Origin of the sequence: Spirillospora sp. NPDC029432, assembly GCF_040703975.1 — a bacterium.
In the GTDB taxonomy this organism is placed as follows: Bacteria; Actinomycetota; Actinomycetes; order Streptosporangiales; family Streptosporangiaceae; genus Spirillospora.
Genome location: NZ_JBEZWH010000017.1, coordinates 122,752 through 144,659 on the forward strand (window position 1 = coordinate 122,752; position 21,908 = coordinate 144,659).

General features: G+C 75.4%; 10 protein-coding genes. 1 reads left to right on the top strand and 9 read right to left on the bottom strand.

The genetic code is table 11. The features are described from left to right. The first annotated feature begins 84 nt into the window (after window positions 1-84). Window positions 85-870, top strand: a complete 786-nt coding sequence (locus AB0881_RS16645) for a hypothetical protein (protein ID WP_366617774.1) — start codon at window positions 85-87, stop codon at window positions 868-870. Window positions 871-897: 27 nt separating this feature from the next. Here the strand turns inward: AB0881_RS16645 and AB0881_RS16650 are convergent, their stop codons facing one another. From AB0881_RS16650 to AB0881_RS16690, 9 genes are all read right to left on the bottom strand, one after another. After that, entirely contained in the window at window positions 898-1,311 is a 414-nt protein-coding gene (locus AB0881_RS16650; protein ID WP_366617775.1) for a hypothetical protein, read from the bottom strand. After that, window positions 1,308-2,849, bottom strand: coding sequence for a MinD/ParA family protein (locus AB0881_RS16655; protein WP_366617776.1), 1,542 nt, complete (start codon window positions 2,847-2,849; stop codon window positions 1,308-1,310). Before AB0881_RS16655 ends, AB0881_RS16650 begins: the two co-directional genes overlap by 4 nt. Before the next feature lie 87 nt (window positions 2,850-2,936). Beyond that, window positions 2,937-3,431 (bottom strand): hypothetical protein, encoded by a 495-nt coding sequence (locus AB0881_RS16660; RefSeq protein WP_366617777.1) that lies wholly within the window; start codon window positions 3,429-3,431, stop codon window positions 2,937-2,939. 11 nt (window positions 3,432-3,442) lie between these two features. Beyond that, a complete protein-coding gene (locus AB0881_RS16665; RefSeq protein ID WP_366617778.1) occupies window positions 3,443-4,639 on the bottom strand; it encodes a hypothetical protein in 1,197 nt (398 codons plus the stop codon). A gap of 7 nt (window positions 4,640-4,646) precedes the next feature. Next, window positions 4,647-5,486 (bottom strand): hypothetical protein, encoded by an 840-nt coding sequence (locus AB0881_RS16670; RefSeq protein ID WP_366617779.1) that lies wholly within the window; start codon window positions 5,484-5,486, stop codon window positions 4,647-4,649. A 49-nt stretch (window positions 5,487-5,535) separates the two neighbouring features. Then, entirely contained in the window at window positions 5,536-7,470 is a 1,935-nt protein-coding gene (locus tag AB0881_RS16675) for a glycohydrolase toxin TNT-related protein (protein ID WP_366617780.1), read from the bottom strand. Next, on the bottom strand, window positions 7,470-8,441 hold the full coding sequence (locus AB0881_RS16680) for a glycohydrolase toxin TNT-related protein (protein WP_366617781.1): 972 nt from the start codon (window positions 8,439-8,441) through the stop codon (window positions 7,470-7,472). The genes AB0881_RS16675 and AB0881_RS16680 overlap by 1 nt, the downstream gene beginning before the upstream one ends. 43 nt (window positions 8,442-8,484) lie before the next feature. Beyond that, the gene (locus AB0881_RS16685) at window positions 8,485-9,321 is read right to left on the bottom strand and encodes a hypothetical protein (RefSeq protein ID WP_366617782.1); all 837 of its coding nucleotides are present in this window, start codon (window positions 9,319-9,321) and stop codon (window positions 8,485-8,487) included. Next, window positions 9,318-20,732: a hypothetical protein gene (locus tag AB0881_RS16690; protein ID WP_366617783.1), complete on the bottom strand. Its 11,415-nt coding sequence runs from the start codon at window positions 20,730-20,732 to the stop codon at window positions 9,318-9,320. Before AB0881_RS16690 ends, AB0881_RS16685 begins: the two co-directional genes overlap by 4 nt. Window positions 20,733-21,908 lie beyond the last annotated feature (1,176 nt).

Below are 21,908 nucleotides of genomic sequence, written 5' to 3' on the forward strand. Positions count from 1 at the left end.
GGCCGGTTCCGGCCAAAAAGGTGTCGTACCCTGGCCTGATCTTGACAGGGAACCCCTGATCTGCAAAACGGCTTTGGAGTGCCCATGAATCCCCCCGGACAGCCGCCGTTCGGCCCGCCCGGCCCGCCGATGCCCCCGCCGCCGCCCGGGATGGGCATGCCCCCCGGCCCCGGTATGCCGGGCGGCATGCCGCCGCCCCGCAAGAGCGGCGGCGGCGGGCTCGTCATCCTGCTGATCGTCGGCGCCATCCTGGCGCTGGTCGTGATCGGCGCGGGCGCCTTCGTCGTCCTCGCCGGCGACGATGACGACGACCGCGACATCACCTCGCCGCGGCCGACCTACACGTACCCGACCTCGGACGCCCCGACGCCCCGGCCCACGTCCGACGGCGACCCGCGGAGCGTGCTGAAGTCGTCCATCCGCACCGCGGACGGCAGCACGTACACCCAGGCGGGCATCAACACCAGCAGCTGCACCTCGCGCGCCAACACCGTGCTGGCCGGCCGGCTGCGGATCTACCCCTGCACCGACCAGCTGTACTCGGCGGCCTACGCCAGCCCGACGCGCAACATCGTCACCGTCATCTCGATCATGAAGCTGGGCTCGTCCTCGGACGCCGGCGCGATCAGCCGCGCGGTGAACTCCAAGGGCTGGCCCAAGCTGCTGAAGCCGTCCTCCACCAGCGGCCTGCCGGTGCCGACCGAGGAGCCCGACTCCTGGACCAAGGCATGGACGCTCGACTCGCGCGTCGTGTACGCGCAGTCGTACTGGGCCCGGGGCGGCGCGGTCGGCGACCGCGACGGCTCGGTCTACAAGGCCGGCGACGAGCTCGGCACGGAAGTCCTGAACACGCTGCGCTTCAGCAGCTGACGCACCGCCGCGCCGGCGGCGCTCCGGCTACCCCTCCGGAGCCGCCGCCGCGCCGGTGGCCTTCCAGCTCAGCGCGGCCGGCTCGGCCGGCAGCTCCGGCCAGACCGTGCCGCCGGCCCAGTGCGCCAGCGCCTCGGCGAACCGGCGCGCCACCCGGGACGCCTCCGGGACGTCGGCGACCGCGCGCACGTCCACCCACCACACCGGGGCGGCGAACCGCTCGGCGGCCGGCCGCCCCAGCAGCCGGGCCACCTCGCCGGGCGCCTCGACCAGCACCGGGTCCTCGATCGACACCAGCACCCGGCCGCCCTGGTCGCGGACCCGTACCGCCTGGAACGGCCCGCCGACCAGCTCCACCGGCTCGCCCAGCGCGACCAGGCCGTCGGCGACGGCGTACACGTCCGGCTCGCTCCGGACCAGGGCGACGAGGTCGCTGCTCACCGCGCCACCCCCGACAGCCCCAGCGCCCGCCCGAACACGTCCGCGGCCACCTTGGTCACGGCGCTCCTGGTGGCGCCGCCCAGCTTGTCCAGGCTCACGGAGCTGCCCGTGGCCAGATGCCGGTCGTAGGGCACCTGGACCACGTGCATGCCTCCCTCGTTCAGCATCTGCACCGCGCGGTCGATGTCGGCGCCGCCGTGCGGCGCGTGCGTCACCATCGCGATGACCGTGCGCTGCAGCAGCGCGCCCTGACCGTTCGCGGTGAACCACTCCAGCGCGCCGCGGGCGCTCAGCGCGCCGTCGACCGTGCCGGGCGTCACCAGCACCTGCGCGTGCGTGGTGGCCAGGATGCCGCCGTGCAGCTCGGTGAGGATGCCGGCGCCGCAGTCGACGACCGCGGCCCCGAAGTAGCGGTTGACGGCGCCGAGCGCCTGCTGGAACGTCTCCAGCGTGAACTCCCCGGCGATCCGGCCGTTCCGGCTGGCGGGTAGCACCCACAGGCCGTCGCGCGTCCGGGCCAGGTAGGGCGTCGCCTCCTCGAACGTCTGCGGCTGCCGGCCGGCCAGGTCGAACAGCGAGTACTCCGAGCTCACCCCGAGCCGCAGCGGCAGCGACCCCAGCTCGGCGTCGGCGTCGACGGCCAGCACCCGGTCCTGCCGGTGCCGGGCCAGCTCGGTCGACAGCAGCGCCGCCATCGTCGTCTTGCCGGCGCCGCCGCGCACGCTGACCACGGCGATCTGCCGGTAGCTGGGCACCTGCCGGCCGAGCAGCTCGGCGACCTCGCCCATCTCGCGGACGCCCTGCGCGCCCGACCCCAGGCCCTTGATCACGCCGCGGCCGACCCGGCGGAGCAGCGGATCGCCGTGCCGGTTCTTGGCGACCAGCTCCTCGGCGTCCACCCGCCGGCCCTGCTGGCCGGGGCCGGGCGGCACCGGCGCGGGCGCGGGCTGCGCCCCGGTGTGCGGCTGGTCGTACTGCGGCGACGCGTCCGGTCCCGGCGCGGCGGGGTCCCCGAGCAGCTCCTGCGGGAAGCCCACGAGCGGGATCTCGAACGCCCCGGGCTGCGGCGGCTCGGGCGCCTGCGGCTCCGGCGCGGCCTGCGGCTCCGGCACGGGAGCGGGCGCGGGCGGCTCGGCGGCGGGCACCGGGGGCGCGGGCGGCGGCGCGGGGAACGTCGGCGGCTCCGGCTGGGCCTGCGGCTGCGGCGCGGGCGGCTGCTGGGCGGGCGCCTGCGGTGAAGGCGGCTGTGGGGTGGGTGCCGAGGCCGGCTGAGGGGAAGGCGGCTGTGGGACGGGCGGCTGGGGCGCCACCGGCTGCTCGGGCGGGGCCTGCTGCGGCTCGGGGGCGTGCGGCGTCTCCTGGGCGGCCGTGGAGCCCCCGCCCCAGACGCTCTGCGCCGGCGGCGGCACGTCGTGGATCGGCGCCATGCCCGAGTTGTCCGCGTGACCGTTGTAAGCGGAGCTGTCAGGAACGGCCAGCCCGGTCTGGGACACCCCAAGTTCGCGTAGTACGGTGCTCTGCCAGCTCGGGTCCGACACCGGCCCTCCTTTCCTCGCCCCAAGCCTACGAGACTCCCGGACCCTCCCGCAGCGCGAGGCTCGCCCCGTAACGCGAGGCCGCGCCCGTCACGAAGTCCCGCTACTCGCTGGAGGCGAGCTTGAGTCGAGCTTGGCGCGGAGCCAGGGCGGGATGTGCTCGGCGGTACGGGGGAACACGCTCAGGTCGTGGGCCCACACCCCGGGCGGGATCGGCGGTTCCCAGTGCGGGTCGGACCCGCCGTTGAAGCTGATCCTGTACTCGTCGGGCGGGTCCATCGTGAACCGCATCCCGAACCAGGTGCCCTCGTCCGGCACGTACATCATCGACCGCAGCTCCGCGGCGATGTCGGCGAAGTCGCGGGGCGGCTCCACCTCGGTGGAGCCGCCGTCCGGCATCAGCACCGTCAGCGCCACGTCCGACACCGCCGCGGTCATCGTGACCCGCAGGTCGACCCGCCGCCACCCGGACGGCGCGATCTCCAGCAGGATCCGTCCGAGCCGCTGCACGAGCTCCTCATGGCGGTCCGGATCGTACGGCCGCGGCCGCTGCTCGCCCGCCGGGAGGCCGGACTGCGGTGCCATGCGCTGCTCCATCACTCGCTCTCGGGCGGAAGATCGAGGGGCGGAACCAGGAAGCCGGTCCAGCGCAGGGTGCGCTCGGCCCGCGCGGTGCCGACGGCGTCGACCTCGGGGAGCCGGTGGTCGTGCCGCCTGATGTGCTCGACGAGGTCGGGCTCGGGCGGGATCCCGTGGGTCTCCAGGTGGTACGCGACGCCGCCGAGCCAGACCCAGAGTCCGTCGGTGTGGAACGTGTCGGGGATCCGGGCGGGTTCGGCCGGGTCGAACTCGTCCACCAGCAGGTCGCCGCGGTCGAACACGACGGGCGCGTCCCGCAGGTAGTCGAGCACCGCCTCGCGCTCCTCCGGCGTGAGGGGCGGCCGCGCCGCGACCTGCGGGTCCTCCTTGGCGGGCAGGTACGACACGCGCAGCGACTGCTCGTAGACGGAGGCCAGGCGTTCGAGCTCCTGAAGGCTCTCGGCCTCCTCCTCCCGCACGTCCGGAGCGATCGTCCCGGACCGGCCGTCGTCCGGGACGCCCCTGCACCGGCCCAGGACCTCCCCGGCGGGCACGTCCGCCGCGTACAGATCGCGCAGCCGGAGGATCCACGCGGTGGCGGCGTTCGAGCCGTCCAGGCCCGCGTCGGCGCGGGGCAGGTACATCGCGGCGTTCCCGCCCGCCGACGCCCACAGGTACCCCAGGACGACCTCGTCCTTGACGACCGGCAGGTAGCGGACGGGGCCGTCGGTGTCCAGGTCGTAGCTCGGCGGCCCGTCGAAGTCCAGCGGACCCTGCTCCGGTGGCCGGCGGTCCGCGCCGCCGGAGAACAGGTCCTCGTCGAGCGCGGCCCACGGCGGCCGCCGCTCGCCGGGGTTGGCCAGCTCGGACAGGTCGGCCAGCCGGTCGGCGACCCGCTCCTGCGCGTCCGCGGGGATCTCCCCGCCCACCGGGTCCGCCGGGCGCCCGATCCATTCCCGGATCGCCTCCCTGGCGGGGAGCCCGCGCTCGTGGGCCTCGCGGAGCCGCCGGATCCACACGAACGGCGTCTCCAGGGCCCGGTCCAGGAACTCGTTGCGCCGGATGAACGTCGCCGACCGGTCGTCCACGCCCGCCCACAGGTAGCCGACGTGGTCGCCGTCCAGCATCACCGGGAGGTAGACGACCGGACTCGCGGTGGTCGGCTCGTAGGAGGCGGACACCGCCTGCTGCGGCGGCTGCGGCAGTTCGCTCATGACGGCCTCATCGTTCGAAGGTGCTGTAGAGGTACTTCAGGGCGGCGGACAGGACGGGCTCCGGGAGGTCGGGCAGCTCGAAGCCGTTGTCCCGGACGTGGGCGACCAGTTCCGGGTCCGGCGCGACGCCGTGCGCGCGCAGGTAGTAGGCGACCGCGCCCGGCCAGATCCAGGTGCCGTCGGTGTGGTACGTCATCGGCACGGACGGCGCGCGCTGCGGGTCCATCATGTCCTCGGAGAAGCTGCGCGCCGCCAGCAGGATCGGCGCCTTCTCCAGGTAGTTGACGAGCGCGTCGCGTTCCTCCGCCGGCACGTCGGGCCGCTGCGCGAGGATCGGGGTGCCGTCGGGCTCCGAGCCCTCGTACGGCTTGGCGATGGGCATCGCCCCGACCTCGGCGCCGGCCTCCCCGCCGAGCCATTCCGGGAGGAACCTCGCGTCGCGCGGGTACTTCCGGAGCTCCTCGTCGCGAGCGGTGTCCGGCGGCGCCGACACCCACTTCGGCTCGCCCTCGCGGTCGTAGTCGACGTCGTAGCTCGACGGGTAGGTGAGCCGGAACGTGGCGGTGTTCCACGTGCCCTGGCCGGATCGGTACATGCCCGCGCGCAGCCGCTCGAACAGCTCCGCCACCTCGGGCGGCGGCGCGTAGGGGCTGGGCAGCCGCCGCCCCACCCGCCGGTACTGCGCCAGCATCTCGCTGTGCGAGCCCAGGGCGCGGTAGGCCACCGTGGCCTCCTCCCAGCCCTCGGGCAGGGTGTGGGTCAGCAGCAGGGTGATCTCCAGCAGCAGATCGTTCTGCTCGACCGGGTTCAGCGGCTCGGGCTCGTTCACCACGGTTCTCGTTCCCATCCATCGATACGAAGTCGGAGCGCCCCTCCGCGGGCCGCGATCGCACTGGTCATCGGCCTCGGCCGCCCTCCCCGAGCCTGTCACGCAGCCACCGGGGAACGTGCTCGGCCGTTCGCGGGAACACGCTCAGGTCGTGCCGCCAGGCCGACGGCGCGAGCGGCGTGGTCCATCCGGGGTCGAAGTCCTCGTTGTAGTGGACCTGGTGGCCGCCGGGCGGGTCCATCGTGAACCGCATCCCGAACCAGGTCCCCTCGTCCGGCCGGTACATCATCGACCGCAGCTCCGCGGCGATCTCGGCGATGCCGGAGGGCGGCTCCACCTCGGCGTGGCCGCCGTCCGCCATCACCACGGCCAGCGCGATCTCGCCGACCTCCACGGTCATCGCGATCCGCAGGTCGATCCGCGCCCAGCCCTGCGGGGCCGCTCCCTCCAGGAGCTCCCTGAGCCGGGACAGGAGCTCGTCCCGGCGCCGTACGTCGTAGGGCCGCGGACGCTGCCGTACGGCGGGGGCCCCGGACGGCGGCGGGGCCGTCAGGTCGATCGTCGTCCGCGCGATGGTCCGGGGGGCGGGCGGCGAGCCGCCGATCTCGCTCAGGTGGCCCGAGCGGAGCAGCTCCCCGATCTCCGCCCCCAGGTAGAAGCCCTGGCCCTGGTCGGTACGGGCCCGCTCGGCCTCCTCCTCGTCGCTGAAGGCCGGGAGCGGCGCGAGGCTCGCCGGAACGGCGGTGATCGGCTTCTCCACGCGGTAGGCGTGGTAGATCGGCGCCCTGCCGTGGTCGTACATCCCGCGCAGGTGATCAGGAGTGCCGACGGAGTAGACGAGGCGCTGGTCGTGATGCTCGTACGCGTCGACCTCCGTGCCCTCCGGCAGGACGGTCGCCGGACCGGGCCGGCCCATCGCGGGCTCCGGCTCCGCGGAGGCGGTGGCGGGCGCGGCAGCGGGTGCGGGTGGGCGCTCGCGCATCGGCGGCAGCGCCTTCGAGAGCGCCAGTTCGAAGACCTTGCGCACCGCGATGAAGGGGCCTTCGCCGGGAGGCGGGCCGGACTCGCACACGAAATATCCGCCCGGCCGGTTCATGAGGGGGGTCAGCGCGATGAAGGACTCCCGCTCCTCCTCCGGCGGGCGCGGCGAATCGCCGGTGAGCGCCACCGCGTCACGGCCGGCGTCGTCGAGCGTCCAGGCGTCTAGGCCGTTCCGGGGCCGGACGCCCCTGCCGAGGACGCGGGCCTCCTTCAGCAGATCACTGTCGACCGGGATCCCCTCCGCCGCCATGACCCGCGCCGCGGCATGCGCGAACGCCTCCCTGGGCCCGGCGAACGCGCGGCCGGACTCGCAGCGGCCGCCCGCGTACCGGACGGCCAGCCAGGCCGATCCCGCGGGCACGACCGACCAGCGGCCCTCCTCCAGGCGGCCGATCAGGACCCGGTCCCCGCCGCCGGGGAGGAAGTCGTCCAGCCTGCCGCGGGCCCGCGCGAAGTAGCCGGAGTCGGTGCCGTCGAGCAGCGCGTCCTCCGGCCTTGGCCGGGCCAGGATCTCCGCCGGGTCGAAGGAGTCGGCCGCCCGCTTCAGGTCCAGGAGCGCGTTCATCCACGGCGGGACCAGCCAGTCCGGCCGGGGGAACTCGGCCAGTTCCAGCGCGCAGTCGTCCGGGGTGACCTCCGCGCGCCAGGTGAAGTCCTCGATGTCCTCAGGCTCCACGCCCCACCGGTCGTCGGCGGAGTCGAGATGGAGGGTCAGGCCAGGCCAGGTGCCCGTCTCCGGGTCATGGCAGTCGCGGCGCAGGTCGCGCAGCCGCTCCACGACGCCGGAGCCGGCGACGCTCCCGCCGTCGGCCGCGCCGTAGCAGGTCAGGGTGAGGGCCTCGAACGACCCCAGCGCGTGGTAGCTCAGCGTGGCGTCCAGCCAGCCGGCCGGCAGCAGCGGCCTGACCAGGTCGGCCACGGCGCCCAGCCGGGCCTCGATCTCCTCGGGGGCCAGGGCCATCAGGCGGCCCCCCGCCGGGAGGCGGAGATCTCGGCCAGGTCCCCGGCGCGCACCAGGTCGGCGACCGTGTCCACGAGGTAGTAGCCCTGCCCCTCCGCCGGCTTCCCGATGGCCGGAGCCGGGGACACCGCGCCCGCCACCGGGAAGCCCGGGTAGGCGCGCAGCGGCCGCCGGACCCGGTACGCCCGGTGCTCGTGCCTGGCGGGGGCACCCCACAGGCCGCGCCTGCCGAACGGGGTCTCGGGGGTGAACAGGAAGACCTGGCCCTGGTCGCCGAAGCCGTCCAGCTCCGTCCCCTCGGGCAGGTCCACGCCTTCGGCCGACCCGTCCTCGGGGTCCGGCGGCAGCAGGTTCAGCACGGCCAGCTCGAAGATCTCATGGACGGTCGCGTACGCCCCCCGCTCCGGAGGCGGCCCCGGCGCGCAGGCGAAATACCCGAGCGGGCGCCCCTCCAGGAAGTCGATCGCCACCCCGGGGCCGGCCGCACGCGGGCCGGACGGACCGCCGCCGCGCGCCTTGATCTCGCCGCCGGCCGCGCCCGGCTTCCAGAACGGCCGGCCGTCCCGCGGGTCCCGCATGATGATCGTGGCCAGCTCCAGGATGCCGCTGGTCAGCCGTACTCCGGCGGCGGCCAGGACGCCCGCCGCCGCGTCCGCCACCGCGGCGCGCGCCGTCCGGTGCGCCACGGCCGTGGACGGCGCGCCGCCCTCGGGCTCCCCAGGCCCGCCGGGCTCGTGGACCGTGAGCCACTCCCCCTCGCCGGGCAGCACCGACCAGCAGCCCGGCAGGGTCCTCCCCACCAGGAAGCGGGCGGCGCCGGAGCCGGCGATGTCCCGCAGCGCCCGCCGCGCCCAGGGGAACAGCAGCGGGCTCTCCGGCGCGAGCCGCGCGACGGCGGCGCGCTCGTCCACCGGCGAGGGAACCGCGGCCGGAGCCGGCAGGACGCGGCCCGGGTCGTCGTTAAGTGCCATGACGTGCCCCGAGTGTAGTCAGCACGCGCACCGCCCGCCGTTCCTACGCACGGGCCAGGTCCCGCAGCGCGTCGAGGTCCGGCAGGGCCCGCTCCTCGGCCGCCGGGCCGATGTACCCGGCCGTCTCGTCGGCCGGCACCGACCCACACCGCCGCATGGCGTCCAGGGCGGGGAGGCGGGCCTGGAACGCCCGGCTCAGCCACAGCCGCCACCACCCGGCGGCGGTCTCCCCGGCCCGGCCCGCCGCCGCGCGCGGGACGTACCCGGCCGACCGGCCGTCCTCCGCCGCCCACACGTACCCCAAGACCGTGGACCGGCGGACGACGGTGAGATATCGGACCGGGCCCTCGGCGCTACCCGGGTACGTCGCGGACACCACGCTGAACGCCGGCCCCTGGCCCAACTCCCGGTCCACCGGGGTGCCGTCGTGGAACCGCCCGTCCTGCGCCAGCGGCCCCGCCGGCGCGGGGACGCCCGGCTCGGTCAGCTCGTACAGCGCCGACAGGCTCGGCGCCCCCCGCTCCCGCGCGTCTCCCGGGACCGCCCCGCAGCGTGGGTCGTCGGGGGCGCCGCGCCACCGCCGTACCGCGTCCACCGCGGACTCGCCCCGGCCGTACGCCTCGGCCAGCCGGTCCTCCCAGACCTCGGCGGCTTCGAGCACCTCCTCGGAGGCGTCGGGAGCGCACAGGAAACCGGCCGCCGGATGCTCCCCGGACGCCCACAGATGCCCGATCGGACGCCCGCGGAACAGCACCTCGAAGTAGACGACCGGCTCCCGGGTCCAGTGGTCGTAGCCGGCCGCGGGCGGCGCCGGCGCGGCGGGGGCCGCGCCGGCGGCGGGGGCGGGCACCTGGCCCGGCACGGGCGGCGGAACGGTCATGACGGCACTCCCGGCGGGACGGCCACGGCCTCGATGTCGTGGACGTCCCGGCGCTCGCGGCGCCCGCCCTGGACCCGCGTCCATGCCGCACCGGCGGGAACGACCCTGGTGATCACGTACTGGGTGCCGCGCGGCAGCAGCACCTCCTGCCGTCCGGCACCGCCCAGCCACAGCCCGCGCGACCCCTGCGGGAGGGTCAGCAGGAGACGACAGGCCCGCGTCCCGCCCACGCCACCGCCGGCCGGCACCGCGTCGGACGACGACGCCAGCACCGGCGCGGCATCGGTCTGGACCGTCCCGGTCAGATGCGCCACGGCGTCCCGGGGACCCAGCTGCCTGCCGTCCGCGGCCACCAGGAACGACACCTCCGGCAGCTCGCGGACCACCCGCAGCGGCTCGGGCAGGGGCCGGTTCAGCGCCCGGTCGAGCTCGGCCGCGCGCCGCCGGAAGGCGTCCGCCGTCGGCTCCTCGCCCAGGTACCCGCGGAACCTCTCCCATTCGAGATGGTCCTTCCAGAGCATGCCGAGCAGGCCGCGCAGGGAGCGGCCGGGCGCCGTCAGCAGCCCGTCCAGCAGCCCCGTCGAGCCGGCCGGCAGCTCGGGGCGGCCCCGGATGGCCAGCAGCTCCCGCCGGGACGCGGGCATCCGGCCGCCGTTGAGGCCCGCGAGCCTCCCGGCGGCCCGGTGCGCCCGCGCCAGGCGCTCCAGATACGACGCCGGGTCCGCCGCCCCGAGGCGGAAGAACTCCTCGGGCGCCGCCTGGACCGCGTACCGCCAGGCGGCGTTCCGCAGCTCCGGCGGCAGCTCGCCGTACATCCGGTCCAGCGCGCTCGGCCCGTACCCGGCGCGGTCCGGCGAACCCGCCGGTCTCCTCGGCGCCGGTACGGGGTCGTGGGCGTGGCCGTCCCGGGATGCCGGGGACCCGGCATCCGCCGGCGGCGTGTCGGGCGCACCCCACACCTGCCGGTCCTCGGCCCCGGGGACCGCCCGCCCCGGCGCCTTCCGGGCCGGCCGGCCGGGCCCGCCGCCCGCCGCTCCCGGCGGCGCGCCGCCGCCGGGATAGAAGACCATCCCCGCGCCCTGGCCGCCGGAGTCCGCCGGCGCCTGCGGGGCCGCGCCCGCGTCCGCCGACAGCTCCGCGTCGGCCGAGCTGAGCACCGTGACACCGAGCCGCCTGGACAGCTCGGCCGCGAACTCCCCGGAGTCGCCGCCCCGGGGCATCAGCACGACCTCGCGCCCGTTCCAGCCCGGGTCGTTGCGGATCAGCGCGGCCATGTCGTCCGCGCTGAGCGTGCGCCCCGCCGCCCGGGGACCGTCCGGTCCCCCGTGGTAGTCGACCACGAACCGGTCGGGGTCGCTCGGCACCGCGAGGGCCGCGTCACGCATCATGGGCTCGTCCGCGCCGAAGAACGCGCGCCCGGCGGGGGTCCGCATGCTGTTCCGGTAAACGTCCTCCAGGTGGGCCGGCAGATCGGGCGGCACACCGTCGTCCGCGGCGCCGGGGACGTTCTCCGGCGCGCCGGACTCCGGGGCAGGGGGCGCGCCCGGCGAAGGCTCCTGGTACCAGCCGTACCCGGAGGACCGCTCGCCCGGGCCCGCTTCGGCCGCGAGGTCGCGGCCACCCTGCGGGCCGGGCCCAGCGACCTCCTGCACGCCGGCGGAGGCGTTCTTCCCCGGCAGCGGTTCTCCCGGGTACGGGTAGCTCCCGAACGGGCAGGCGGACCCGAACCGGCACGGCCCGTCCCCGGTCACCCGCCGCTCACCGCAGGTCCCGCACATCTGGTCCCACGGCTCGTTCTGCCGCGACCGGAACCCGTGGAACAGGCCGCGGCCGCCGGCCGCGTCGTCGTCGTTCCGCCCCCGGTCGCCGGATCCGCCGTCGTCGGACCCTCCGTCGTCGGCTTCTCCGTCGCCGGACCCCTCGTCGTCGGACCGCTCGTCGGATCCTCCGTCGTCGGACTCGCCGTCGTCGGACCCCTCGTCGTCGGACCGCTCGCCGTCGGGCCCCTCGTCGTTGGACCGCTTGTCGTCGGGCCCCTCGCCGTCGGATTCCTCCGCCGGGTCCTGAACGGAGTCCGCGTCGGACGCGGCAGCGGTACGCGCCTCGTCCCCGCCGCGGAAGACCTCCGGCTCCCCCACACCGAGGTCGATCCGGTAGATCACGCCGTCCTTGGGATCGGCGAAGTCGACGCTGTCGTTCGGGTCGCGCACCGGAGCCCACGGGTCGAACGGGGGCGTGCCCACATGGGTGACCTGGACGGCGCCGTTCGCGTCCCGGGTACCGGTGTGCGCGATGGCATCGACGACATCCACACCATCTGGGCCGGTCCGCACGACGTGGTACGTCCGGTTCGGCTCCAGGTCCGTACGGTCGGCGACGCGCTCGTCCGGGCCCAGCCTGATCTCGACCGGGTCGCCGAGCCCCGCCGGGGGGTCCCAGACCACGAACGTGGGGAGCGTGCCCTGACTCGCCACGACGCTGCTGCCGTCCGGGAAGAACGTGACCCACTCGCCGTTCGGCGGCATGACGGGACCGGAGTCCGACCGGCTGGACCGCTGGGACGAGGTGAAGACGTCGCCGTCCGAGCTCGTCCATCCCAGCTGGGTGGGTGCGGTGACCGGGACGCCGAGCTCCCAGGCCAGGTAGGCCGCGAACGGCGGCTCGTACGGGCGGGGACGCCCCAGCAGCCTCCGGATGAGCCCGTCCACGAAACCCTCACGCCGCTGCCCGCCGGTCTGGCAGGACTGGAGCGTGATCGGCCGGCCGCGCCACTGCGGGTCGTGCCGGATCATGGCGGCGAGCTCGGCCGCGCCGATGGCGGTGTCGCGGTAGGCGACCAGCATGGGGTTGCCGTGCACGGAGAACATGTAGCGCCGCGGGTCGGCCTGGATGCGCGGCGTCCACTCCGAGAGGGACTCGTCGGACCGGAACAGCATCCGCCCGTGCGCCAGCGGCCTGGTCTCCCCGTACAGGGCACGCATGTGGTCGGGCAGGGTCGGCGGGATGACGGTGGCCGTGATCTCGTAGATGGGCCTGTTCTGCGCGTCCCTCCCGACCTCGGTGACGTCGGTGACGCGGTACTGGGGATTCCCCAGGTGCAGGTCGCCGTCCAGCCAGGCCCCGCGCGACCCCTCCGGCACGTCGAGCCGCAGCCGGTAGCGGGAGCGCGCACCGCCGCCGCCCGCCGAATCGTCGGCCGGGGTGGTCGGCACGATCCCGCGCTGGGTCTGCGCGGTCCCCACCAGCAGGTGCGGGTCCCGGTCGCCCAGCGGGCTCCCGTCGCCCAGCCGCATGAAGTCCAGGCCGCCCAGATCGTGGACGACCCGGGCCGATTCCCCGAGCGGCCGCTCGGTCAGCTCGTTGAGCTCGTCGAGCGGTCCCGCGAAGTCCCTGTCCGAGCCGAGGAAGGCGTCCAGCTCGCCCAGGACCCGGCTGTTCTCCAGCAACTGCCGGTACCGCCGCTCCGGCATCGGGTCGTTGAGGAGCTCGTGCAGCAGGATCGTGTTGATGTACCCGATCTCCGGCCGCCGCGCGAGCGCCGCCAGCTCGTCGATCGACGGGAACCCGGTCCGGCCGAGGTGGTTCGCGTTCAGCTCGGCCAGCCGGTTCGCCATGAAGCCGTCGCCGCGCAGCCTGTCCAGGTAGGACTGGACGCGCGGATCGGACCGCAGGAACCGCTCCAGCCGCGGATTGGCCGTCAGCTCCCGGAGCAGCGACCGCAGCCGCGGCGTCATGTCGGGACTCGTCCGCCCGCCGCCCTGGTCGGCCGCGGCGTCCGCCGCCGAACCCGAGAACAGCCGCTGCAGCAGGTCGTGGAACTGCCGCGGCAGCCCGGAGCCGTCATCGGGGTCCCCGGGGCCTCGCGGCGGCGGCCCGCCCTGCCCGCCCGAGCCGTCCTGCTGGACCTCGTCCTGCTGACCGTCCTGCTGGTCGTCCTGCTGGACCTCGTCCTGCCGGTCGGTGTCGCCGGTGCCGGTGTCCTCGGTGTCGTCGGTGTCGGTGTCGTCCGTGTGGGTGTCGTCGGTGTCGTCGGTGTGGGTGTCGTCGGTGGCGGTACGGGTCTCGCCGTCCTCACCGTCGGTACGGGCCGGGCCCAGCGTGAGGAAGCGGTCCTCGCCGGCCGCGTTCCGTTCGAGCTCGTCCAGCCGCGCCATCATGCCGTCGAACCAGTCGCCGCGGTCGAGCCGCACGAACCTCTCCCTGAGGCCCTCCAGCCGCTCGCGCACGTCCCGCACGTCCTCGGGGCTCAGCGGGTTGCCCTGGACGTACCCGGTCCGGGCGGGCCCGTCCTCACGCAGGTAGTGCGCGGTGAACTGGTTCAGGGACGGGCTCGGCGCGACGCCGTGGAACGCGTCGCTGTGGTCGATCCCGTAGATGACGGCGTCATCGTCGGGCTGCCCGTCCTCGGGGCGCCAGTTGCTCCCGGACCGGTCCGGGTTCTGGACCAGCACGTCGAGCAGGCCGAGCAGCCGGCCCGCCGGGGTGTCGGCCCACGCCGCGCGCGCCTCGGAGTCGACGACCTCGTAGGAGCTCCGGCCGCCCACCTCGTCCATGTAGACGGTCAGGCCGTCCTGGTGGACGCGCGGGACGCGCACGCCGAGCGCCTCCCCGACGGCGGAGACGAGCGCCTCCGCGTCGGCCTGGTGCGGGTAGCGGAACCGCTTCCGGACCGCCGTGGTGCCGTCCTCGAACGTGACCCGCGCCAGCTCCTCGACGTCCCGGCCCTCGGTGAGCGGCTCCTCGGAGCGGATCCCCGAGGCGAGGCCGTCGCCCGGCGACGGCGGCGAGTAGGGGGAGGGTCCCCCGTCCTGGCCGGTCCGGAAGATCTGCGGGTCGCCGGTGCCCAGGTCGACGCGGTAGGTCACGCCGTTCCGCGGGGCGATGACGTCGATGTTGGCGTTGGGGTCGACGATCGGGACGCCCGCGGCGCCCGGCGGCGTCGCCACATGGGTGACCGCGGCGCGGCCGCCGGGTCCGGGCGGGCCGGTGTGGGCGATGGAACGCAGCACGTCCGCACCGCCGGGCCCGGGCTCGACGACGTGGTAGACGGTGTTCGGAGCCAGGTCCGTACGGTCGGCGATCCGGTCGTCGGGGCCCAGCCGGATCGGGACCGGCGCCTGGCCCGGCCGGATCGGCGGGTCCCAGACGGGATGCCGGGACGGCACCGGGCCGTTCGTCCCCGGGCCGGGCTGGGGCACCGCACGGCCCGGCGCGTACCCGCGGCTCACCACCGTGCGGCTGCCGTCCGGGTGGAACGCGACCCACCTGCCGCGCGGCGGGTGGTCGACGTCCCACGTGCCGTCCGGGCGCATGCGCGCGGACGTGGTGTACATGTTCCCGGCGTGGTCGTTGAACGCCAGGTCGTCCGGCGCGGTGACCGTGACGCCGAGCCGCTCGGCCAGCAGCGCCGCGAAGGGCCGGTGGCCCGTCAGCCGGTCGAGGAACCGGCTCTCACCGGTGTTGCAGGACAGCAGGAAGACGTCGCGGCCGTTCCAGTTCGGGTCGTGGCGGATGAGGGCCGCGATGTCGTCGACGCTCTGCGGCACGTTGTAGTCGCCGATGAACATGGCGTCGCGCGTGCCGTGCGCGTTGAGGATGTAGCGGTCGGGGTCCGGCTGGAGGGTCAGCAGTGACGCGAACTGCGGGGCGTCGGTCCCGATCAGCGTCCGTCCCGCCGGGATGGCCACGCTGTTCTGGAAGACGCCGTGCAGGTGCGGGGGCAGGGCGGACGGGAGCACCCTGGCGGTGAGGTCGTAGATCGGCCGGCCCGCGGCGTCCAGGCCGCGGAACTCGGCGCCCGTGATCTCGTACCGGGTCCCGCGGGGCAGGTAGAGCCCGTCGCCGAGCCGGGCGCCCGCCGATCCCGGCGGCAGGTCGAGCCTGATCCGGTAGTTGTGCGGGACCTGCCCGCGGTCGCCCGGCCCGACCGGTGTGGTCGGAACGTATCCCGGCTCGACCTGGGTGGTCCCCACCAGCAGCCTGGGGTCGCGGTCGCCGAGCGGGGTGCCGTCGGCCAGCCGCAGGGTGGCCGCCGTCGCCGGGTCCAGCCCGCGCACCGCCTGGCCGGGTCCCGGCAGCGGCTGCCCGAGGGCCTGGTCGGCCTCGCCGAAGCGCCGCCCGAGCACCTCGGGCGTCGGCGCCTCGCCGAGGGCCTGCCACAGATTGTGGAGGCGCCAGGCGTCCGCCTGCATCCGCTGGAGCCGCTGCCCCGCCGACGGGTCGGCCGCCAGCTCGCGCAGCAGGAACCGGTCGGCCGGAGCGAGCGACGGGTCGCGCAGCAGGCGCGGCAGGTCGTCCGCCCTCGGCAGCGCGCCGCCGTTCAGGGCGGCCAGCCGCCGCGCGCTGAAGTCCTGCAGCCGCAGGTGGTCGAGCATGCCCCGCATGTCGGCGCCGGGGGACAGCAGCGGCCTCAGCGCCGGGTCCGCCCCGATCAGGCTCACCACGTTCCGCGCCTCGGGAGACAGCGGCGGCACCTGCGGCGGGGGCGGTACCGCGGCCGGGTCCTGCCCCGGCGCGAACGGCCGCTCCGGCGTCTCCCCGTCGCCTTCCGAGCGCGGCGGGACACCATCGCCTTCCGAGCGCGGCGGGACACCATCGCCGGTCTCCGGCCCGTCGCCATGACCGTCGTCGAACGAGCGCGGCAGGGCGCCGGCGTCCGGGCGCGGCAGGGCGGGGGAACCCGGGTCCGGCTGCCCGCCGGGCTGCGGGTTGGGCAGGACGATGCCGTGGCTCCTGCGCTGCGCCCCGTCCAGGTTGTGGTAGCTGCGGTAGCGCGTCGTGACCACCGGCCGCTGGGGGTCGGACAGGTCGACCTGGGTCCAGCGCGCGTGGACGACCAGCGGCGTCCGCATCGGGTCGTTCGGCTCCGGGAAGAAGTCGAACCGCTCGACCCTGGTCCGCCGCCCGCCGTCGACGGCGCGCACCTGCTCCTCCATCGCCCGCCAGGTCAGGAGGGGGATCCCGCCCTTCCGGCTGCCGCGCTGGTTGGTGAACCTGTCCTGCGGGAAGTAGTTGATGAACTCGCCGGGGCCGCCGCTCTCGTACGAGAAGATGTGGCCGCCGTTGTACCGGTTCGAATTCGGGTTGATCCGGTTCGGGTAGTCGGCGTTGCCCTGGTGGCCGGACAGCCCCTGCATGTACGTGTTGCGCTGCTCCAGCCCGTGCCTGAACCGCGGCTGCCCGGTCGCCGCGATCGTCTGGCCGCGGTCGCCGGTCTCGTACAGGAACGTGCCGCGCAGGTCGTTGCGGCCGTCCGGCCGCATGTCCCCGCTGCGCAGTCCCGCCGGCGGGTCGAAGTCCGCGCCGGTCAGGGTCCTGAACTGGGCGACGGGCTCCACCATGTAGCGCGCGTTCGGGCGCGGCACGTCGCCGCCCTCGATGGCGGGCTTGCTGACGCCCAGCTCGGGGTTGAAGCCGTCGGCCTTGTTCCCGTACCAGGTCCGGACGTGCGTGACCTCGCGCCGGTCGTTGGTCCAGAAGATGCCGTGCAGCCGGCCCTGCGAGTCGTAGACCGCGATCCTGCTGTTCTTCGGCAGGTCCGACCGCGCGGAGTACGGCCCCTCGGCGTCGAGGTCGTAGCCCCGGACCGTGTCGTGGCGGAGGGCCGGCGGGTCGAAGTCGGTCGCCGACGGCGTCCGTCCCTGGTCCTCCGGGTCGCCCTCGAAGAGGTGCGGCTCACCGATCCCCAGGTCGACCCGGTGCGTGACACCGGGGGCGGGGCTGGTGAAGTCCGCGTTGTGGTCCGGGTTGAACGGCGGCGCGTAGACGCGGTTGGGGTCGTACGGAGGCGTCTGGTTCGGATCGACCGGCGGCGTGGTGACGTGCGTGACCCGGCCGTGGCCGTCGGCGTCCGCGGGACCCGTGTACGCGATCGTGCGCAGCACGTTCGCGCCCGAGGCCGTGGGCTCGTAGACGTGGTAGACCCGATCGGGGTCCAGGTCGGCGACATCGGCGATCCGCTGGCCCGGCTGCAGGACGAGCCGCGCGGGACGCTGGTCCCCGACCGGCGGCGGATCCCAGTCCGTCTGCTGGTGCGGCAGGTCCGGGTCCGCCCGGTGCGGCGCCGGCAGGTCGGTCTGCGGGTTCGGGTGCCCGGGGGCGTTGCCGCCGTGCCCGGCCGGCGTCGTCGTGCCGTCGGCGTGGAAGGTCGTCCACTCGCCGTTCGGCGGGTGGTCGGGCTGCAGCCTGTTGTCCTGGTCGGGCGTGCCCGTCGAGGCGTAGACGTTGCCGTCCCGGTCCGACCACGCGAGCCGGTTCGGCGCCGTGACCGGGACGCCCAGCCGCTGCGACAGCTCCCGCGCGAAGTCGCCCGCGCCGGTCTCGCAGGACAGCAGCATGATCTCGCGGCCGTCCCAGTCCGGGTCGTTGCGGATCAGGTCGGCGACGTCGTCCACGCTGAGCCGGCGCGTGCCGACCCGCATGCCGGTCGCGTCGCCGTGACCGTCGATCACGAACCGGTTCGGGTCCGGCGGCACCCGCCCGGCCAGGTCGCGGTGCGCCGTCTCGCCGGTCGTGTAGAAGGCGCGTCCCGCCGGGGTCTCCTGGCTGGCGCGGTAGACGTCGTGCAGGTGGTCCGGCAGCCCCGGCGGCGGCTGGCTGCCGGCGTCGCCGGCGCCGTCGCCGTGCTGGTCCGTCCCGTCGTCGCCCGCCGAACGGGCCAGCGGAGCACCGCCGCTGTCCTGCGGGGCCACGTGCCGGTTGAGCGCCTCCACACTCGGCCGGGTCCCCAGGGCCTGCCCCAGAAGGCCCCACTGCGCCGAGTACTGCGACATGGCCCTGAGCCGGGCCTCCGGATTCGGGGAGGACAGCACGTGGTGGACGAGCCCGCGCTGTTCCGGGGTGAGGTTCGGGTTCTGCCAGATGCGGTGCAGGTCCTGCGCGGTCGGCATGGTGCGGCCGTCGTTCATGCCGGCCAGCGCCCACGCCGAGCGGTACTCGCCTTCCAGGCCGTTCAGGTACGCCCGCGGATCGGCGCCGGCCGGGAACGGGCGCCCGGTCGCCTGCGCCGAGGTCTGGTCCAGCAGGCGGCGCGCGCTCGGCGGCAGGTTCTGGACGCCGCCCTGTACCGGGGGACGGCCCGGCGTCGGCTGCGGCGCCCCTTGCTGTGCACCTTGCTGCGCCTGAGGCGTGTGGTGCTGTGCTTGAGGCGTGCGGTGCTGTGCATGCGGCGCTCCGGTCCGCGTACCGGCGGACGGGTCGGTACGCGCCGGGCCGTGAGCCGGTGGTGCCGGGTCCGCGGTACGGATCGGGCCGTTCGGCCCGGCCGCGGCCCAGCCACCGGCCCTGACCTGGCCGTTCGAGTCGACGGTGACGGGCGTCGTCGGCGCCTGCACCCGCACGCCGAGCCGCTGCGCCACCTCGGCGGTGAACCTGGGGTCGTTGCCCGAGTCGTTCACCAGCAGGAGCAGCTCGCGGCCGTTCCAGGCCGGATCGGCGCGGACGAGGTCCGCGACGTCCGCCGGGGTCAGCCGGCGACCGTCGACCACCGGGCCGTTCCGGTCGCCCGGCGCGTCGAACATGAACGTCCGGTCGGAATGCGGCCGGACGGGACCGCGCGTGCCGGGGCCGCCGTCCCCGTAGAACGCCCGCCCTCCCGGCGTCCGCGCGCTGCCCTGCCATGCGTTGTGCAGGTGCGGCGGCAGGGTCGGGGGCACGTCGCGCCGCGGGACCGGCCCGCTCGGGGCTCCGTCGTCCGTCCGGGCGGGATCCTGTTCGGGACGCCCGTGCGGGGGCCCGGCGCCGTCCGTGCGATCGGTGCGCGCGGGGTCACCCGCCCGTTCGGGTGGCGGCGCCGCGGCCTCCGGGTCGCGCCGGAGCCGTCCGGGCTGCTCCCCGCGGTCGGAACGGCCGGGGCTCGCGGTGTCGCCCGGGTCCGTTCCGGCGATCTTCTTCACGCCGCCCCAGCCGGAGCCCTCCATCACCGACTTGCCGAGCCAGATGTCGTCCTTGGTCATGCCCGGCCGGTAGCCCAGCTGCGCGATCTCCTGGGCGCTGGGGAAGCCGGCCGTGCCGAACCTGTGGGTATTGGCGTCGCGCAGCAGCGCCTCGGCCTCCTCCAGGAGGTCCGCCTGCCGGTTGTAGACCTCGTCGCTGATCGACGGGTCGTCCCGGTGGTCCTGGAGCCACTTCTCCAGCCTGTCCGTCCTCTGCCGCAGATCCCGGAGCCGCGTCCGCGCGTCGCTCGCCCGGCTGAAGTCGAAACCCTTGCGGGCCCAGACGTACCCGCCGTCCGACATTCCCGCCGTGAGCGTGATGCGGTCGACGCCCGACTCCCGGTACCAGCCCTCCAGATGGTGGTTGAAGGCGTTCGAGAACCCCTTGCCGCGGTAGCCCTTGTCGAGCTTCAGCTTCTCGTGGTGGGCGCAGAGATCACCGTCCCGGCGCTCCATGTAGCGGACCCACTCGCCGACCTTCTTCTTGCCGTCGAAGACCTCGCCGCGGAAGACGACCCGGTTGTCCGAGACCTCGACCTTGGTGACTTTGGAGTCGTAGGGGCCGAAACGCCGGTTCATCTGCTGCTCGATGATCTCGGTGATCTCGGCTTCCCGGGCGGCGGCCTCGGCCTCGTCGCGCGGCACCAGCGAGTCGAGACCCGGCCGCGGGTGCACGGGCGCCTCTTCCCGCCGTGGAGCCTCGTCGGCGGCGTCCCGCGCCGGGTCGTCGGCATCGCGCGTCGGGTCTGTGCCGTCGCGCGTCGGGTCGGCGCCGTCCCGCGTCGCGTCGGCGCCGTCGCGCGTGTCCTGCGGCGTCCTGGACGGGTCACCGGCCGTCCGGTCGGGCGCCTCCACCTCCTTCAGGTGGATGCGGGTGCGCCCGTCGCCGAGATCCTCCACCCGGTCCACCTCGAACCGCGTACCGCGGGGGAAGTGCACCGAGTCCTCGCTGTGGCGCGGGTCGATGGCCGGCCCCACCAGCCGTCCCGTACGGGACTGGATGACGAACTCGGCGTTGCCCCGGGGCGGCCCACCCGGATCGCGCGAAGCGATCACGAACCCGGGCTCCTGGACGACACCGCCCTCGCGGTAGCGGGCGATCTGTTCGGGGGTCAGCTCCGCCGACCGCACGACCTGCCCGTCGAAGGGACGGAGCCCCGCCAGCACCTCGTCATGGGAGCGGACCTGCTCCCGGTAGGGATCGAGCGCGCCCGGATCACCGCTGTCGAGCGCGGCGTTGATCGCCCGGTGGTCGCTCTGGGCGAACAGCCTGGACGCCAGCAGGGCGTCGGTCGACAGGCGTCCGTACGTGTCGCGCCACGGGCCACCGGAATTCCGGAGAACGTCGTCGAGCACGTCGTTGACCGTGTCGGCGTCGTACCGGTCCCTGAGCTCGCTGCTCAGATCCCGTGGCTGCCCGGCCGGCGGACCCTGCTGCTCCCCGTCCGTCCGCGACGCGGGGGGCGTGGAGTCGGGCATGCCGATCCCGCTCGGCTCCGTGGTCCGCGTTCCCTCGCTCTCGGGCGTCCACCTCGGCTGAGAGGGACCACCGCGCGCGGCGGCCCCGGTGGGCGTCCTGCCCGCGCCCGCACCCGGAACGTTCGCCGGTGTCCCCATCGGGAACACCCCGAAGGCGCCCGGCGCGTCCTGCTCCTGCGTCCGCGCCCCGGTCTCCGGACGATCGGTGTCCGCGCCCTGCTCCCGGTCGCCCGCGAGCGTCGCTTCTGGCCGATCGGCACCCGCCGCCGGGTCCTCCGCCGTCCGGTCACTGCTCGCCGCAGGATCGGCCGCCCGATCCGTACCCGTCGCCGGGTCCGACGCCGGGTCAGTGCCCGCCGCAGGGTCGGTGCCGGCCGTGCTCGGCTGGGACGCCGGGTCCGCGGCGGGGTCCGCCGCCTGAGCGGGCGGACGCGTCCCGTCGCCGCTCTCGGGGGCGTTCGATACCTGTGCCCCGCTGTCTTCCGAACGCGCCGGCTCCGAGGTCCGGTCCGTGCCCGCCGCCGGATCCGTCCCACGGTCGCTGCCCGCCGCCGGATCCGTCCCACGGTCGCTGCTCGCCGCCGGGTCCGTTACCTGGTCAGTGCCGGCCGCAGGGTCCGATGCCCGGTCGGTACCGGCCGCCGGATCCGCCGCACGGTCGCTGCCCGCCGCCGGGTCCGTTCCGCGGTCGCCGCCCGTTGCCGGGTCCGTGGCCTGGTCGGCATCGGCCGTCGGTTCTGCCGCACGGTCGGTACTGGCCGCGGGGTCCGTCGTGCGGTCGGTGTCGGCCGGGCTCGGCTGGGATGCCGGGTCGGCGGCGGGGTCCGTCGCCTGAGCGGGCGGGTGCGTCCCGTCGCTCGCCTGGCCGTTCTGCGGGAAGCCGCTTTCGGGGGTGTTCGCCGGCTGGGGCCCGGTGTCGGTCGAGGGCGTCGGGGACGTGCCCTCGGGGCGGCCGCTCGACGGGCCGCCGGGGGTGGACTGCGGGGCTCCGGACGCGGGGCGTCCACCGGACGGTGCCGCGCCGCCGCCGGGGGCCGCGCCACCGGCGGGCACACCGCCCACGGGAGCGCCGCCCACGGGGGCGCCCCGGTCGGAGGCGCCCCCGTGTTCCCGCCCACCCGTCCGTGACGTTCCGCGTGGAGCCGGGCCGGGCGCTCACCCCGTACCACGGCTGGT